This window comes from Novipirellula artificiosorum, from assembly GCF_007860135.1.
In the GTDB taxonomy this organism is placed as follows: domain Bacteria; phylum Planctomycetota; class Planctomycetia; order Pirellulales; family Pirellulaceae; genus Novipirellula_A; species Novipirellula_A artificiosorum.
In genome coordinates this window covers 421,777-438,611 of record NZ_SJPV01000005.1, presented here as the reverse complement: position 1 = coordinate 438,611, position 16,835 = coordinate 421,777, and the positions used below count along the sequence as shown (strand labels likewise).

The window sequence follows — 16,835 nt, the reverse complement described above, 5'->3', positions numbered from 1 at the left end:
GGAATTGACCAATTCATTCCAACTTGCCGCGCAAGTAGGATTCCCATCACGCCACGCCACAGGGAGAGGGCCCCCCTAGGGCGCGCCGCTGAGCGTCGACCCTAGGCTCTCGAGTCTAACCGCTTGGGACGTCGACTGTATTACTGCGGGATTGGTGTTGATGATCATGCCGAAGGCATTTTGGCAATTAGCCCCGGATCGCGAAGCGCATTTTGTTGGCAGAGATTGGTTCATACCGGCCCTCCCCCTCGCTGGGCTCGATTCCCATTGCTAGCAACCCGCGATCGCTCAGTAATGCAATCGACGTCCCTCGCGGTACATCTAGCTCCGAAACTTCGTTACCGAACGTCCCGACGAGTTCCGCTACCCGCGGAGTTAAAACTTGACGAAGCACTCGATGCGTCCGACGTCGTGGCGGACGCGATCTTTAGAAGGTCCGTCGTGATCCGCCGCTGGGGCGCTTCTGCGTGCGACGTGCATCATCTCTTTCGAGCTGCGGGTATCGGTTGCCATTTGTCTGCAGCGGCGTGGTTTCTCAGCATGCTGGCAACCAAAGCCGTCCAGCCGGTTTGATGGGATGCCCCAAGCCCTTTGCCGCTGTCCGCATGGAAATACTCATAGAACAAAATCAGATCCTTCCATGCTGGATCGTTCGCATAGCGGGTTTCTTCACCGTTGACGGGCCGTTTTCCCTCTTTCCCGGACTCGAAAATGGTGACCAGACGTCGTTCCAATTCGCGTGCCACTTCGAGTAAATTCATCTGATTGCCGCTGCCGGTTGGACACTCGACGCGAAAGTCTTCGCCATAGAACACATGGTAACGTTTGAGGGATTGGATCAGCAGGAAGTTCATCGGGAACCAGACGGGGCCGCGCCAGTTGCTGTTGCCTCCAAACATACCACTGTCGCTTTCACCGGGAATGTATCGGACCTCGTGGCGTTGGCCACCAAAGTCAAACACGAAGGGTTTTTCGCGATGGATGGCCGACATGCTACGGATGCCGAAGGGGGACAAGAATTCCTTTTCATCGAGCATCACCGAAAGGAGTCGACGAAATCGATCTTCAGCGGGGATGGCCAGCAGCCGATGACAGAGCGCACCGGCGGTCACGTTTTCTCGTTCCATGTAGGTCATGTGCGTGCTAAGGTCGCCACGATTTTCGAGAAACCATCTCATCCGTTTCACGAATCCTGGTAGCTTCTCGATCACCGGTTCCTCAAGGATGACGCCCGTCATGAGCGGCACCAAACCGACCAACGAGCGAACACGCATGGGGATCGATGTTCCATCGACATAAAGGTGATCATAGTAGAAACCGTCCTCTTCGTCCCAAAGCCCCGAACCATCGATCGAATTCATGGCCTCCGCAATCGTGACGTAGTGCTCGAAAAACTTGCTCGCCATGTCGCAATAGGCCAGATGGTCTTCGGCAAGCTCGATCGCCATCCGTAGCATCGTGCCGCAGTAAAATGCCATCCATGCAGTGCCGTCTGCTTGTTCCAGGTGGCCTTGCGGCAACGGTTTGCTGCGATCAAAGACACCGATGTTATCGAGTCCCAAGAATCCACCCGCAAAAATATTCTTGCCTCGCGGGTCTTTGCGGTTGACCCACCAGGTGAAGTTGATCAGCAATTTCTGGAAGGCTCGAGCCAGAAACACCTTGTCCCGTTGTAGAGGCGGTCCGCTGGCTTTGTAGACCTGCCAGACGCCCCACGCGTGTACCGGTGGATTGACATCACTAAGGTGCCATTCGTACGCGGGGATTTGACCATTGGGGTGCATGTACCATTCACGCAGGAACAGCAGCATTTGATCTTTTGCAAAGTTCACATCGACGGCGGCCATGGGCACCATGTGAAACGCTAAGTCCCAAGCCGCATACCACGGGTATTCCCATTTATCCGGCATCGAAATGATGTCGCGATTAAACAGATGGCGCCAATCACTGTTGCGACCGAATCGGCGCAACTCACTGGTTTCCACACCGTTTGGATCCCCGTCAAGCCAGGTGCGAACGGAGTAATGATAGAACTGCTTGGTCCAAAGTAGCCCGGCGTAGGCTTGCCGTGAAATGGTTTTGCGTTCCGCCGACAGCGAATCAGGAATCCGCGAAGCATAGAACTCATCCGCCTCCCGAATGCGTTGATCCATGCATTGGTCGAAGGACTCGTCAAACGCTGTCTCTGCAAACCGTTTCGGATCGCCCTGGCTGCGCTGTTTGATGATCGGTGAGTCCACGTGGGCCAGCCGAAGTCGAACTTCCCTTGTCTCGCCCGCTGCAAGCATCAACAATCCATAGGCTCCACATTTGGTTCCGCGATGCTCGGGGTTGACCGACCTCGTATCACCAAGCACGATGTGGTTGTTGAGTGCGTCCTTGAAGTAGTCGGATTCGCTGGGCAATCCAGGGTGTAGTGCGGTGTTGGTTTCGTTGTCGGTGAACAGCCATGACCATCCGTCATCGCTTCCAACCGCATCGCAAGCAATCCAATGACGCTCGAGCGTTTCGTGGTCTGTTTGGACGACGTTGTCGACCAACCGCATCGAGGGCCGTGTGCAGCAACCTTCGTCGCTGCATTGCCACGTCCATGTGTTACGAAAGTAGAGCTGCGGCAACACATGCAGCACAGCGGCTTGAGGTCCACGATTGATCAGGGTCAATCGAATCAGTAGATCGTCGGGGGACGACTTTGCGTACTCGGCTTGGACGTCAAAGTAGCGAGATTGATCGAACGCGGTCGTATCGGTCAGTTCGTATTCAGGCTCCGTTCGATCGCGACCACGCGACACGTCGACAAGCTCTTCATACGGAAAGCGTCCTTGCGGGTACTTGTAGAGGGCCTTCATGTAGCTGTGCGTCGGTGTGCTATCGAGGTAGTAGTAGCACTCTTTTGCATCTTCGCCATGATTGCCCTCGGGACCGGTCACGCCGAACAGACGTTCTTTGAGGATCGGGTCACGCCCATTCCAAAGTCCGACCGAAAAGCACAGCCTGCATTCGCGATCACAAACGCCGAGCAGCCCGTCTTCTCCCCAGCGATAGGCGCGACTACGAGCGTGATCATGCGGAAAGTAGCTCCAAGTCGCATCCCCACCGTTGCTGTAGTCCTCCCGGACGGTGCCCCATTGTCGCTCGGACAAATAGGGCCCCCAACGCTGCCAATTCTGAGCACGGTCTTCGCTCTGACGCAAGCGTTCGTCTTCAGCAGTCATTGGCAGTTGCTTTATTGGAGAGACTGATCAGTGGGTTAGGCTTCGTCAAGTAGATCGACGGCGGCGAATGCTTTGCCTTCGAGCATTGCCAAACTCGCGCCACCACCGGTGCTGACATGGCTGACTTGGTCGGCAAACCCGAGCTGATCGACGGCCGCTGCACTATCGCCGCCTCCGATGATGCTGGTTGCATCACTGTCGGCAACGGCTTGAGCGACGGCTTTGGTTCCTTCGTCGAACGGAGGCATCTCGAAAACGCCCATCGGGCCATTCCAGACGATGGTTTTGGCCTTCTTCAGCACTTCGGAAAACTTCTTGGCGGTTTGTGGACCGATATCGAGTCCTTGCCATCCATCGGGAATCTCGCCATCGGCGACGACTTGTTTGTTGCAGTCGCTCTTGAAATCATCACCGCAGTGGGAGTCGATCGGCAACATCAAGGTGTCACCTCCCTTGGCAATCAACTCTTTTGCAAGGGCGACTTTATCTTCCTCGACGAGGCTGTTGCCGACCTGACCGCCCTTGGCTAGCGAAAACGTGTATGCCATCGCGCCGCCGATCATGACGTTGTCGCAGATGCCGAGCAGGTTGTTGATCACGTTGATCTTATCGCTGACCTTGGCACCGCCGAGGATTGCGACAAAGGGCCGTGACGCGTTGCTGATCGTGTCGCTCAGGTATTCGATCTCTTTTGCGACCAAGTGACCGACGACACGGGGCTTGCCCGCCATGGATTCGGGGACCGCTACCATTGACGCATCGCTTCGGTGGCAGGTGCCAAAGGCGTCGTTGCAGTAGACATCGGCCATCGCAGCGAGTTTGCCAGCAAAGCTGCTGTCGCCCTTCTTCTCCCCTGGATTGAAACGCAGGTTCTCAAGCACCAACACATCACCATCTTTCAACGCTTTCGCTTTCGCGGTTGCATCGTCCCCGACGGTATCGGACGCGAAGGCGACAGGTTGACCGAGGAGTTCCGCAAGCCGCTTGGCGGTCGGTGCGAGCGAAAACTTCGAGTCATCGCCTTCGCCCTTGGGACGGCCCAGATGGCTCATCAGAATCAACTTCCCGCCGCGATCGATCACGCTCTTGATGCTTGGCATTGCCATTCGGATGCGGCGATCATCGCCAATGGATTGGTCGTCGTCGAGTGGCACGTTGAAGTCGACTCGCATCAGGACCGTTTTGCCAGCAACGTCGACTTGATCGATTGTTTTTTTTGCCATGATTTTTCTCGCAGTGCAGGAAAGGAAGGAAGGTGGATTGGATTCTTACGTGCGTAAGCAGGATGACGCGCGACACTGCGATGATTTGTGGCCAATCGGACCGATCCGCAGCAGCCAGCGATTATCGACAAACCACGCGAGGTGTCGAGTACGGGACCGTCGGCACAGTTTTCCTCAACTTGACGACCCGCACAGGCCGAAGATTGATTTCAAGCACTGCAATCGGCAAACCGGCCGGGGGCATCATGCGCCGTGGTTGGTGGATCACGGTTCCATTTCTGCGGGGGAAGCTGGTGCCGAGGGGACTATTGGGGCGAATCGTAGGTATCGGCTACCATTGCGCTGTCGCGATGGCGTTGATGCTGCCGCTATCGAGCGCCACCAGTCGGGCGTCCGCAGAGGGGTTTTTCGGTCGGATCGGGGGGGCCGGGGATCAGGACGACGCCCAAACGGGAACGGCTTCGCTGGAGCGGCGACGCCAGGTGATCGCAAGTTTACCCATGAATCGGCTCACTCCCGCAGCGCAGCAGCGGATCATGGGGATCGCCAACTCGCCCACGATCTATCGCCAATTGCCCACCCAAGCGATCACATGCGAGCGGGATCTGTTTCTGTTCATCACCCGGAACCCCGAAATCTTGGTTGGCATGTGGGACGTCATGGGGGTGACGCAAGTGACGACGACCCGGACGGGGCCGTACCAATTGGATGCCTCCGACGGCAGCGGGACCACGTGTCGAGTCGATCTGGTCTACGGCGACCCGCATTTGCATATCTTTGTGGCCGACGGAAGCTATGACGGCAAAATGGTCGCTCGGCCGATCAACGGCAGCGGTGTGTTTGTCTTCCGTAGCAGTTACGCGAAATCTGCTCGCGATGAAACTACGGTCACGGGAACCCTCGATTGCTTTGTCCAATTCGACAGTCTCGGAGCCGATTTGGTGGCCCGAACGCTGAGCGGTTTTATTGGTCGATCCGCGGATGCCAATTTCATCGAAACCGCCCGCTTTGTCAGTCAGATTTCCGAAGCATCGAAACGGAATCCTCATTCGATGATCAATCTGGCCGAACGTTTGCCGCAAGTCAGTGCCACCACGCGAAAGCAGTTTGTGGATTTGATCACGGCCGTCAATCGTCGCGAACTGCAAGCGGTCACCCAACAGGAACGAACCGCCGAGGCGGTCAACGTCGATTACCGATCGCGGTAAACCTAGGCTCAGCGCAATCGGCTATATTGGGTGCAGGCGACTTCTGACGCGCGTGCGACGATTCTGTCCGCGTGTAGTAGGTCGCTTCGCATGCGGTCGTACCCCACGACGTTCCTCACGATGATACAGGAGATTCTTGTCGATGTCAGACTCGTCAAAACCACTTCGTATGGGCATGGTCGGACTGGGTTTCGGAGCGGAGTTCATTCCGATTTACCAGCAGCATCCTGACGCAGAAGTCACCGCAATCTGTCGCCGTAACTCAGAGGAACTCAACAAGGTGGGTGATCAATTTGGGATCGCCAAACGCTACTGCAGCTTCGAAAACCTGATCGCGGATCCTGCCATTGATGCGGTTCACATCAATTCTCCCATCCCTGACCACGCCTGGATGTCGCTTAAAGCACTCGAGGCCGGCAAGCATGTGATGTGTACGGTCCCGATGGCAACCAGCCTCGAAGAGTGCGAACAAATCGTGGAAAAGGTCGACGAGACGGGTTTGAAGTACATGATGGCCGAGACGGTCGTTTACAGTCGCGAGTTCTTGTTCATCAAACAAATGTACGAGTCGGGTGAACTGGGGAAAATTCAGCATCTTGCGGCTTCGCATCCGCAAGACATGGATGGTTGGCCATCGTATTGGGAGAAGATGATTCCCATGCACTACGCCACTCACGTGGTCAGCCCGTGCCTCGGCCTGACCAACGGATTGGCCGAATACGTCAGTTGCTTTGGATCGGGCACCGTTCGCGATGACATTGCGGCAAAGTCCGGCAATCGCTTCGCTGTCGAGAGCTGCCACATCAAAATCCAAGACAGTGATTTGACGGCTCATATCTGGCGATTCCTGTATGATGTTGCTCGCCAATACCGCGAAAGCTTCGATGTCTACGGCACCAAGAAGAGCTTTGAATGGACGCTGGTGGAAAAGGAACCGCATGTGATTCATACGGCCAAGAAACCGGAGCCCGAGATTCCCGAGAAGGTGGAAGTGCCTGACTTCGCCCATCTGTTGCCCGAACCGATCCGCCGTTTTACGTTGCCGCAAGAGATCCATGACGCCGAACATTTGTCCTTCGTCCAAGGTGGCGGTCACGGTGGATCGCATCCTCATCTGGTGCATGAGTTTGTCAGCGCGGTGCGCGGTGACCGCAGCCCTCGGCCCGACGCGGTCACCAGCGCCAACTGGACCTGCGTCGGTATTTGCGCTCATGAATCCGCGATCAAGGGCGGCGAGATCGTGCGGCTTCCTGAATTCACACTCCAGCGATAGCGATGCTGGCTGTCAACCCATCCCGAAGGGACGTTCGATTGATAACTTGCGGAACTGCCTTGCCGACACCGAGCGGGATGACTCGATCTGCGTGTCACAATGTTGCTTGCGAATGGACTGAATGGATCTTGGACTTTGTGGAATGCTCTTACGCCCGCTGGCGTTGTATTCCAGAGCCTAGGGTCGCGCCGCGGTGAAGTGGCCCCCAGGGTGCGCCGCTGCGCGTCGACCCCGGGCTGTGGAGTCTAACCGCTTCGCGGTAAATAGAGTTCCGAAACTGATTTACCGAACGTCCCTTGCCGCGTCGCGCCCCTGGGCTGTGGGGTAGATCGCTCGTTGCCATTAGGGAAGGATGTCCGTTTTGCGGCGGGGGCGACTGCGGAGTGCGTTGGCAGCGGGATCGTCGAAAGATTCGGATGTCGGATCCCACTTCAGCGGACGGCCGACTTCCATCGCGATGCTGCCCATGTGCATCACCGTGCTGAGCCGGTGCAGGGCTTCGGCGGTGTAAGTCGGTGGCTGTCTCGTCTTGATGGAATCGAGAAAATTGCGATGTTCTGAGGCGGGCTGTGGCCACAGTTTGTTGGTCGCTGAATCGTAGGTACGTTGGAGTAGCTTCGGATCACTTGCCTTCAATTCGCCTCGCCACCCCTGGTTGCCGATCCATCCATCGGAGCCTTCGAAGCGAATCGATGGTTGCGAGGAACCGACTTCCATCGTGACTCCATTCTGGTACGTGTAATGGAGCTCGTAAGTTTGAGGCACCGAGTTGATCGCATTCGGCGGAATCGTCCCTTTGCCGGACACGGCAACGGGGGTCGTGTTTTCCGAGAAATTAGCGACTTGGGCCGTGTCGATCAAATGGGCTCCCCAATCGGTCAACGATCCACCCGAAAAATCGCGAACCTGTCGCCACACTTGGGCTTCCGTCAAGGTTGGTGTGTAGGGCCGATAGGGTGCGGGGCCGAGCCACATTTCATAATCGAATCCCTCCGGGACCGGCACGGGATTCTCCTCAGGAAAGACAGGCTTGACTGGCAAACCCACGCGAATCTGCTGCAGCTGGCCGATGCCCCCATTGCGGACCACTTCCGCCAAGCGGTGGTAATGCATTACCGAGCGATCTTCGAGTCCCGTTGCAAAAACACGGTCATGCTGGTCAACCGCTTTCGTCAATTCTCGACCTTCGGCAATCGTTAGCGTCGGCTTTTCGCAGAAGACATGCTTCCTTGCTGCCAAAGCCAACAGCGATAGCGGAACGTGCCAATGATCGGGAGTGGAGATCACGACCGCATCAATGTCGGGTCGCGCAAGGAGATCGCGGAAATCGGCAATCGCCTTGCAATCGGTCGTCCCATAGGCTTCGTTCACACCCGTTTGTGCTCTTTCGCGTTTTTCTCTCGACACGTCACACACCGCAACGACCCGGCAATCTGGCTCCTTCAAGAACGCGGCCAAGTTCCATCCGTATCCATGGATGCCAACGCCGATGCACCCGAGTGTGATCTGATTCGAAGGAGCCGTTTCCCCAAACAAACTCGCTGGCACGACAAGGGGAGCCGTACTCGCGGCGAGCATCGACTTGAGGACGTCGCGACGTGTGGGCGGAAGTGTAGCCTGGTTTGATTTCATTGCTGCTTTGCCGAGTAGGAGGGGGAACGAATCGAGCCTGGGATAGGAAATGTCGAGATCCATTGTAGTCGTTTCCGGAATCGCGTGTCACGGAGGAAGGGAAAGAACGCCTCGCAGCATTGGCCCCATGTCGGTAGAGGTTCATGCGAGAAAACGCGGCGATCTCTGGGAATGTGCTATATTGCGAACGATCCCTTTTTCCAATCCCTCGGTGGGCGAAATAGAATGTCCTTGGACGATTTTGAAACATTTGCAGATGAGCTATCGGAACTGTTCGATGCATCGGTAGAGATCGAACGATGTGTCCGCCGTGAGATGGGCGGCACGACGATCGCGATTGTGGACATCCGTGTCTCTCGAACCGCTCAGGGAACCGATTCGTCGCCAACGACCATTCGAACGAGGCAAACGGCCGTGGTGCTCAGCGAGCCGACCTTGGACCTACCCAAGTTTGATCTGTCGCCAGCCACGAGCGGTTTGATGGGAAAAATGGTTGGCTGGTTTGGGGACATCGGCTACTTGAAGTTCGATGATTCGCCTGACTTTATGTCCCATTATCGGCTTCATGCATGGTCCGAAGCCCCCACGCGGATTTTGTTTACTCCAGCCATTCGCGAACATTTTTCTCTCTCGCCTGGGTGGGGATTGCGGGGATCGGCCAATCGTTTGGTCGTGTTCCGGCCAAACCAATTGGTCGCCGAGGATCAACAGGATGAGTTTGTTCATGAAGCCTTGCTGATTCTTTCGCTGCTGCAAGAAGGCGAAGAGGAATTGGATCAACATCCCGAGGTCCGACGTGAAACGACTCCGGCCGATGTTGCAGCGACCGCGGATCGCATGACGGGTGTCGTCGGAGAGATGTATCGACGGCAGTTGCGTGCGATCCGTTGTACGACCGAAGAACTGGAAACTTGGCTTCAATCGGCGACACCTCGCAAGATCCCCGCCGGAATACGAACGCAAGTGATCGGCAATAACATGATCATGGTGATTATGGGATTTGTTTTTGGGTTGGTCGGACTCACCGCTGGCGGTTTGACGATTTTGTGGGCCAAGCATGATCAAGACAAGATGGTAGGAGCGTTGTTGTTGATTGTGTTCCTGGTGGCCGGTTGCTTGATGTCGTTTGTGACGCTCTATCATCGCCGGCGCAAAACGCGACTGCTGTGCGACGGCGAACTGATCCATGGCAACATTCTTCGCATCGACGAGCCCCCTGACCGAGGTTCGCAATCCTATCATGAGGTCCGGCTGGAGTATGTGATCGAGGGTGAGACACGGCAGCGAAATGAGAGCGTGATGGGGATCGTGGCCGAGCGGGCGAAGAAGATGCGGGCTGCGGGTGAAAAGGTGCGGATCTTGGTCGATCCCGAGGATCATCGACACATCGTTTGTGCTGACTTGCTGGTCATTTTTGATTGAGGTTGCAAGCCCACCTTCCACCGGTCGTTCAGGCAATACGTTCACGGGGGATGCCCAGGCACAGAGGACGCCGATACCGAATTTGGTCCGATTGCTTTGATTCCGCGCCCCGAAAAGGGTTATGCTGTGCCGGTAAGGCATCGATGACTCTTTCCGCAGGATCTTTACCGTGACGTACTTACTCTCGTTTCTTGCCGGCATCCTAATCTACGCGACGTTTCGCGTCTTGATCTCCGGTTTTTATGTGGTCCGCCCTGATCAAAGGGCCGTCTTGACATCCTTCGGTCGTGCCGAGCGGATGCCGGATGACGGCGCGGAGGGTGCCGGCACGTCGCCGCTTGAGCCAGATGAGAGTGAGCGATACCAGTACCCCAATGTGCGCGTGATTGGCCCAGGAGGACCGTACTTCAAGTGGCCTTGGCAACGAGTGCACAAAGCGAGTGTGTCCACTCAATCGGTCGATCTGGTTTGGGATCCCACCGTCAACCAGAGCACCATCGAAGCGGTAACGAAGGACAATTTGACCACCGGCGTCAACGGTCAACTTCGGTTCCGTGTCTCGGAGAACAACTTGTACGCGTATTTCTTTGGGGTCGAGAGTCCACTGGAACACGTCATGGGGTACTTCATTTCAATCTTACGAGAACGGATTGCGACCTTCGTCGATCCCAAAGGCCACGAACTTTTGGACAAAACGGATCTGCCGGAAGCATCAAGTGAAAGTGCGATTGAGTTGTCCGAGGGCGTCTCGATCAACGATCTTCGCAAGAACTTGCCCACACTGAACACCTACATGGAGCAGCAGTGCCGTTCGACACCAGGACGCTATGGAGTGGAACTCGATGCAGCGCTGATCACGACGATTGATCCTCCACCGGAAGTGGATCGAGCGCTTTCGGCCATCAATAGCACTCGGAATCAAGTCGCAGCTGACATCAGCACCGCGCACGCCGATTCGGAGCAGCAAATCACGATGAGCAAACGCGCGGTCGAGATTGCCAACAACAATGCGCAAGCGGAAGTCGCTCCGCTGCGAGAGCTTGCTGTGACGTTGACTGCGATCAAAACCGAAGGCGGTTCCGATGCGTTGTCCGCTTACCTACGAAACATGCGAATCCCCCTGCTGAAGCAAGCGAAACGAGTGGTTCGGACTTCATAAATTCCGCGCCATGTTTGAAGCCGTCGCCTCCCGACCCGCATTTCCTCCTCCGAAACCTGAATGACCATGATTCCTTTGTATATGATCTCTGTCGTGATGGGCCTTCTTTGTATTCCCATTCTGCTCGCTCTTGCCAAGGGCTTCGGACTCTACACCGTCGTTGACGAGCGACAATCCCGCGTCTTCACGCTATTCGGAAAAGTGCTCGGGACGATTGACGAGCCGGGCTTGCATTTTCCTCTGGCACTTTTTGGGCCGCGTGCACTGCTGATGCCGTTGTTTGGTCGCCAACAAGTGGTCAGCCAAGCGATGCGTCAGCACTATTTGCGGGGTCAGATGGTCAATTCGGAAGAAGGCACACCGATGGGAGTCGGCATTTGGTACGAAATGCAAGTGAATGATCCGGTAGCCTATTTGTTCATGAACGCCAATCCCGAGGGTTCGTTACAGGCGAACGTTGCCAGTTCCACCATTTCGACGCTGAGCAACTTAGAAATGGATAAAATGCTCGAAGATCGTCACAGCTTGAGCCGCAGCGTTCGGCAATCGGTATCACCGCTGTCCGAAAAATGGGGCTATCGATTGGGATCCGTTTATATCCGAAAGGTTTACTTCACCGATGTGCAAATGGTCGTGAACATCACAGATAAAGTGGTCAAACGGTTGGTTCAGGTGACCAGCGCGATGAAGCAAGACGGCGAGAACCGCGTGGGTCTGATTCGCAGCGAAACGGCATACAAGGTTTCGCAAAAAATGGCGGAAGCGGCAGCCGCCAGACCCGATGTGGTAGGCCGAGCGCTGAACGAGATTTCCAAGCACGATCCCGAGATTTTAACGTCGGTGATGGAAGTGATGGAGACCGAACAGTTGCTTGCCTCCGGGGCTGCCATCGAAATGGTGCCCGAAGGGGCCGACATGATGATTCAGTTAAGTTAGAATCGGGCTCTTCATCAAGACTTGCTCCACCACGAATCGGAAGGCTTTCTGCATGCGTTTCCAACATGGGTTTCCTGTCGTTGCTCTCAGTCTCCTCCTGTTCGCGAGCGGCATGGTGCCCGCCAGGTGCCAAGACGCCGCAGTGGCAACGGTGGCAGATCAGCGTTTTCAAATGCCTGAATCGGACGACGGTTTGGCGGGCCAGGGTCCAATTCGCCGTTACGATTGGTTCAAGAACCTTTGGCAAAAGCGTCGCCAAGCCTTCGCTTCAAAAGCGGTCACGCAACAGGGTGGCGTGGTCTTTCTTGGCGACTCGATCACGCAAGGCTGGCAAGATGATTTCCGAGGCACGTTCGCGGATCTGAAACCCGCGAACCGCGGAATCAGTGGGGATACGACTCGCGGCATGCTGATTCGACTCCAGCAGGACGTGATCGAGCTGGATCCCCAATGCGTGGTGATCCTTGCCGGCACCAACGACCTCGAAGAAAACGCATCCCCCGAGACGATCGCTGGCAACATGCAGTTGATCGTTTCCGAGTTGCGAGCTGCGGACCCGCAGATGCCGATCGTGATGTGTTTGGTGTTTCCCAGTCATGAATCTAAAAAACGTCCCGCCGCGAAGATCAAGCAACTGAACGACTTGTACCGCGGCATCGCCAAAGCCGACGAGAACACGATCGTTGTTGATACGTGGACCTTGTTTGCCAATGATGATGGAGATGCGAAAGAGTCCGAGTTTCCCGATTTGCTTCATCCCAACGCGGTTGGCTATGCCAAATGGACCGCGGCGCTGACGCCTGTTTTTGCAACGCTCGGATGGATAGAAAACGAAGCCGATGCTTTTGAATTGGAACCTGGATTTGAGAGTCTGTTCAATGGAAAAGACCTAACCGGCTGGGGATACCGCCGGACATCCGAGGCGATGCGAAAGGCTGCGGCGCGTTGGCAGTCGCGAGATCCGAACGCTCCCGCATGGCCGGTGGTCAATGAAGCGGTTGGCTTTGATGGGAAGACGCAAACGCCCGATGGACGCTATGTCGCGATCAACGGTCGGCTTGTGGTGACGGCGCCCCGAGAAGGCCGCAAGATTCAACAGTTGTGGACGACGCGAGATTTTCCCGATAATTTCGAATTGCGGTTGGAGTTTCGTGCGATGCCAAACGCCGACAGTGGTGTTTTTGTTCGCGAGCCGCAACTTCAATGCCGTGACTACGTGCTCGCGGGGCCCTACAAGAAGCTGACTCAGTACAAGCCGCAGCAGTGGAACGAGTTGCGTGTGGTGGTCAACGATGGCGTTGCTCGATGCACGTGCAACGATGAGGTGATCGAGGAAGCGATGAAGGTACCTGAAACCGGGCCCATTGGATTGGAAGGTGACCGTGGACAAATGGAATATCGTCGTCTTCGTATCCGGACACTCGGCTCCACTCCGTAGCACTCCATCCACGATCGGAATGGCATGACAAGACCCTCTCGCATTTGTGTTGTTGGTTCGGCCAACGTTGATCTGACGTTTCGCACACCGCGGTTGCCGAAAGCGGGTGAAACCCTGGCAGGCCACTCGCTGCACGTCGGCATGGGAGGGAAGGGAGCCAACCAGGCCGTCGCAGCTGCAAGACTCGGCGCGGAGGTCGCCTTGGTGGCTTGTGTAGGCAACGACAGCTTCGGAGCCGATGCCATTGGCCATTATCAAAAGGAAGGAATCGACACTTCCTTTGTCCGGCAAGACACGAGTCGGCCGACTGGCACGGCCGCGATTGTCGTGGACGATGATGCAGAGAACTGCATCGTCATCGTCTCCGGTGCCAACGCTGAGTTGACGCCCGCGGATGTGAGGAGAGCGTCGGCTGTCATCCAGCAAGCCGACGCGGTTCTTTGTCAGCTCGAAACACCCCTCGATGCAACGCTCGAGACGTTTCGCTTGGCTCGTGCGGCGGGCAAGCTAACGATACTCACGCCAGCTCCGGTCGTAGAATTGCCGGATGAATTGCTTCGTCTTTGTGACCTTTGCGTGCCAAACAGGACGGAGATTGAATTTCTGGTTGGGGGCGCCCTGAATCGTCATGAAGATGCCCACGCAGCGGCGAAGTCGCTGATCTCTCGTGGCGTGAAGTCGGTTGCTCTCACGATGGGCGGTAGCGGCGCCTTCATCGCAGACGCAACCGGGACGACGCACATTCCGATTTGCAAGGTCGATGCGGTGGACACCACGGGGGCTGGCGATGCGTTTACCGCGGCCCTCGCCGTTTCCTTGGCCGAAGGATTGACTTTGCAGGATGCCTCGCGCCGAGCAAGTCTGGTCGCCGCACTCACGGTCACGCGGATCGGCACTCAGTCGTCCTTTCCAGACCGCGGCGAAGTCGACCAGCGGATGACTTCCGGACATGATTTCGCGTAGCCCGTAAGTCAGAGAGGACACGTTGTTTCACCACCCCAAGCAGCAGCTTGCTGGCAACCGAAAAAGGTGCGATAACTCGCTCGAGTGGGAGCACACAGCCGATGCACTGGTCGTGCAGTTTCCAAAGAAGAAGCCATGTGACTTTGCATAGGTGCTTTGCATCGCGCGGAAGTGACGCCCTGGAGTCGATCGCAATTCAATTGAGACGACCAACGACGGGGCGTCTGCCCTCGCGATACTCACCATCCCGGTCCGACCCACTCTTCGTTTGCTCGATGCGTGATATCTTGTTGTTGCTTCCAAGGTCCGTGACTGGACCGAAACTGACAACGGTATTCCCGCTGGCTGAGGATTGAAGTGTGATGGGATATTCGGTTTCGTTTCTAATCGTTGAACCATCACCCTCGATCACAATTGGGCGAAGGTTGGTGTCCAGCGGGCCTTCGGTTCGGTGGAAAACGATGTGGTGATCGTTCCCTAAAATGTCAGCGAGATTGTGGGGCCCCAGGGCATGGGGAGACGGCAGAATCGTTAGTTCGAGAGCCTGTCCTGACTTGCCCAATCGAAAGTCACTTAAGGGAGCGTAGGCGAAATTCCCGGTCGATCCGGTGACCATCCCGCCACTCGGCAGATTAAAGTTGGTGCTACCACAATCAATCGCCGTGGAGTTGATTACGGTGGCATGACGGGCCAAATACAACCGTATTCCGCCTCTCATTTTCTTGACCGTGCAATTCTCCACGGTGACACTTCCGCCGTCGGTGTAGACTCGGATTCCATCCTCGGATAGAGGAATCATCGTGTCCTTAGGGATGGGTGTGCCCCCATTTTCCTCCCTGGCCCCGTCTCTATTCGCATTCCTGTCTCGATTCTCATTCTCATACCGACTTCTGTTCCTACCGCGACGCCTCGTCGACTTACTGGAAGGAATTTTGTAATTCGATCTGGCTGGCAGATCCTTTGGATTGGTTTCCAGGTAGAGATCCTTGCTTGGACGCATGGCACCCTCTACGAGAGTGTTTTTTACAATCGTCTTGTCGGCTGGGCTTTGCATGTAGATTCCATGGCCAAAGGCTCTTTGCTGGATCTCGCAGCCATCAATGGTATTGCTTTCACCCTTCACCAGGATGCCACAGCGCTTATCCAAGCCGTATACATTGTCGCTACCAATGCCATACAGACTTCCGTAACCGTAGGGGAACGATCCTCGGATGGTCAGCTTTGTGTCAGCAACCCTGTTGTTATCGCCAGTAATCGCCAAAACCGCGCTGCCGCTCAGCCCCTTGGCCAGCGTCGACCGGTTTTGATTGTAAACGCTGAAATCCGTTACCTCTTCAAGACCGTTCTGGTAAGTGTCTTCGAAGGTGCCCCCTCGAAAAACATTGTTGTTGCCCGAAAGGATGATGTAGCTTCGGGGTGTCGTGCCGACGGGGACGGTTACATGTACATCCGACAAATCGATCGTGTTATTGGATCCCGAACAAGGGAAGTTCCTAAAACCATCGGGTAGGTCCGTTAGCGTGTAGCGACCCGGTTTCATAACAATCTCTTGATCGCTTTCTTGCACGGCCGCGCGCAACGCTGATAACGTAGACACCTCGATCGTGGATTGAGCATTCAGCGTCGGACAGAAAACGACAGCCAAAAGAACAACGCTCACTGACCAGAGTTTAACTGGACAGCGCCACTTTGTGAGCGGCAAGGCGCTAGCCGCCGGTTGTGCCCATGAAATACCGGCGGCTAACGCCTTGCCGCTCAGTCCGAGATTGATTCGAAAAATTGCGGTAATTCGTCCGCTAAGTGGCGCTGTCCTGTTAAGCAGCCGAGATCCAGATCGTCGTTTGGGTCTGTCCGGCCGGTCGGGACTTGGTTTGCGATTCACGGGGGGACCTTCGGCAACGGGTTTTTAACGTTGGTTGATGCGGACGGTGACGACTTGCTGCCGGGAATCGTATGGCAGTTGGACCGGTTGGTGATTGAGACGCGTGGACGCTGGATTATTTGGATCCGCACCCTCAGGGTAGGTGAACGCAAACAGATAGGCGTCCGTCTCCCAGCCGTTGGGCATCTCCAGATTGGCGTTGCGGTGGCGGATGCTGCCGTCGGCTTCCAGGTTCATGTAAATGTCTGTGGTCGTTCCGTTTTGCCGTACGCGGACACCGATGTGCTCGATGCCTCTCAAGCGTTCAATCTGCGGGAGGGCAACGCCATCGTTGACCGGCAGGATGGCGTGCAGCAGTACAAGCAGAGCAACAGTGAATCGGATTAAGATCGGCATGGTTGTGTTTTTTTCAGGGTCAGGAAAGGTTCCGATATCGTCCCAGGATTCGCATCACTTCCCGTTGTTGAAACGCAAAAGGTGTCAT

General features: G+C 55.9%; 12 protein-coding genes. 7 read left to right on the top strand and 5 right to left on the bottom strand.

The window, feature by feature from the left end; translation table 11 throughout:
- Nucleotides 1–479: 479 nt before the first annotated feature.
- Nucleotides 480–3,215 (bottom strand): MGH1-like glycoside hydrolase domain-containing protein, encoded by a 2,736-nt coding sequence (locus tag Poly41_RS16410; protein WP_146527720.1) that lies wholly within the window; start codon nucleotides 3,213–3,215, stop codon nucleotides 480–482.
- 35 nt (nucleotides 3,216–3,250) lie between these two features.
- Nucleotides 3,251–4,438: a phosphoglycerate kinase gene (locus Poly41_RS16405; protein WP_146527718.1), complete on the bottom strand. Its 1,188-nt coding sequence runs from the start codon at nucleotides 4,436–4,438 to the stop codon at nucleotides 3,251–3,253.
- 62 nt (nucleotides 4,439–4,500) lie between these two features.
- Between Poly41_RS16405 and Poly41_RS16400 the strand changes: the two genes are divergently transcribed.
- Together Poly41_RS16400 and Poly41_RS16395 are read left to right on the top strand one after the other, a co-directional pair.
- A complete protein-coding gene (locus Poly41_RS16400) occupies nucleotides 4,501–5,646 on the top strand; it encodes a hypothetical protein (RefSeq protein ID WP_146527716.1) in 1,146 nt (381 codons plus the stop codon).
- A gap of 142 nt (nucleotides 5,647–5,788) precedes the next feature.
- On the top strand, nucleotides 5,789–6,919 hold the full coding sequence (locus Poly41_RS16395; protein WP_146527714.1) for a Gfo/Idh/MocA family protein: 1,131 nt from the start codon (nucleotides 5,789–5,791) through the stop codon (nucleotides 6,917–6,919).
- A gap of 342 nt (nucleotides 6,920–7,261) precedes the next feature.
- Here the strand turns inward: Poly41_RS16395 and Poly41_RS16390 are convergent, their stop codons facing one another.
- Nucleotides 7,262–8,614 carry a Gfo/Idh/MocA family protein gene (locus tag Poly41_RS16390; protein ID WP_146527712.1) on the bottom strand — a complete coding sequence of 451 codons (1,353 nt, stop codon included), beginning with the start codon at nucleotides 8,612–8,614 and terminating at the stop codon, nucleotides 7,262–7,264.
- Nucleotides 8,615–8,776: 162 nt separating this feature from the next.
- On the opposite strand from Poly41_RS16390, the gene Poly41_RS16385 reads away from it, so the two are divergent.
- The 5 genes from Poly41_RS16385 (at nucleotide 8,777) to rbsK (ending at nucleotide 14,469) form a co-directional block, all read left to right on the top strand.
- Nucleotides 8,777–9,973, top strand: coding sequence for a DUF3592 domain-containing protein (locus Poly41_RS16385; protein WP_146527710.1), 1,197 nt, complete (start codon nucleotides 8,777–8,779; stop codon nucleotides 9,971–9,973).
- Between the two features lie 169 nt (nucleotides 9,974–10,142).
- Entirely contained in the window at nucleotides 10,143–11,132 is a 990-nt protein-coding gene (locus Poly41_RS16380) for an SPFH domain-containing protein (protein WP_146527708.1), read from the top strand.
- A gap of 66 nt (nucleotides 11,133–11,198) precedes the next feature.
- Nucleotides 11,199–12,068: an SPFH domain-containing protein gene (locus Poly41_RS16375; RefSeq protein ID WP_231615704.1), complete on the top strand. Its 870-nt coding sequence runs from the start codon at nucleotides 11,199–11,201 to the stop codon at nucleotides 12,066–12,068.
- 52 nt (nucleotides 12,069–12,120) lie between these two features.
- Nucleotides 12,121–13,506 (top strand): GDSL-type esterase/lipase family protein, encoded by a 1,386-nt coding sequence (locus Poly41_RS16370; protein WP_146527704.1) that lies wholly within the window; start codon nucleotides 12,121–12,123, stop codon nucleotides 13,504–13,506.
- A gap of 24 nt (nucleotides 13,507–13,530) precedes the next feature.
- Nucleotides 13,531–14,469 (top strand): ribokinase, encoded by a 939-nt coding sequence (gene rbsK, locus Poly41_RS16365; RefSeq protein WP_146527703.1) that lies wholly within the window; start codon nucleotides 13,531–13,533, stop codon nucleotides 14,467–14,469.
- A gap of 196 nt (nucleotides 14,470–14,665) precedes the next feature.
- On the opposite strand, the gene Poly41_RS16360 is transcribed toward rbsK, so the two are convergent.
- Both Poly41_RS16360 and Poly41_RS16355 read right to left on the bottom strand, forming a co-directional pair.
- Entirely contained in the window at nucleotides 14,666–16,009 is a 1,344-nt protein-coding gene (locus Poly41_RS16360; RefSeq protein WP_197231387.1) for a right-handed parallel beta-helix repeat-containing protein, read from the bottom strand.
- A 366-nt stretch (nucleotides 16,010–16,375) separates the two neighbouring features.
- Nucleotides 16,376–16,747 carry a hypothetical protein gene (locus tag Poly41_RS16355; protein ID WP_146527701.1) on the bottom strand — a complete coding sequence of 124 codons (372 nt, stop codon included), beginning with the start codon at nucleotides 16,745–16,747 and terminating at the stop codon, nucleotides 16,376–16,378.
- Nucleotides 16,748–16,835: the final 88 nt, after the last annotated feature.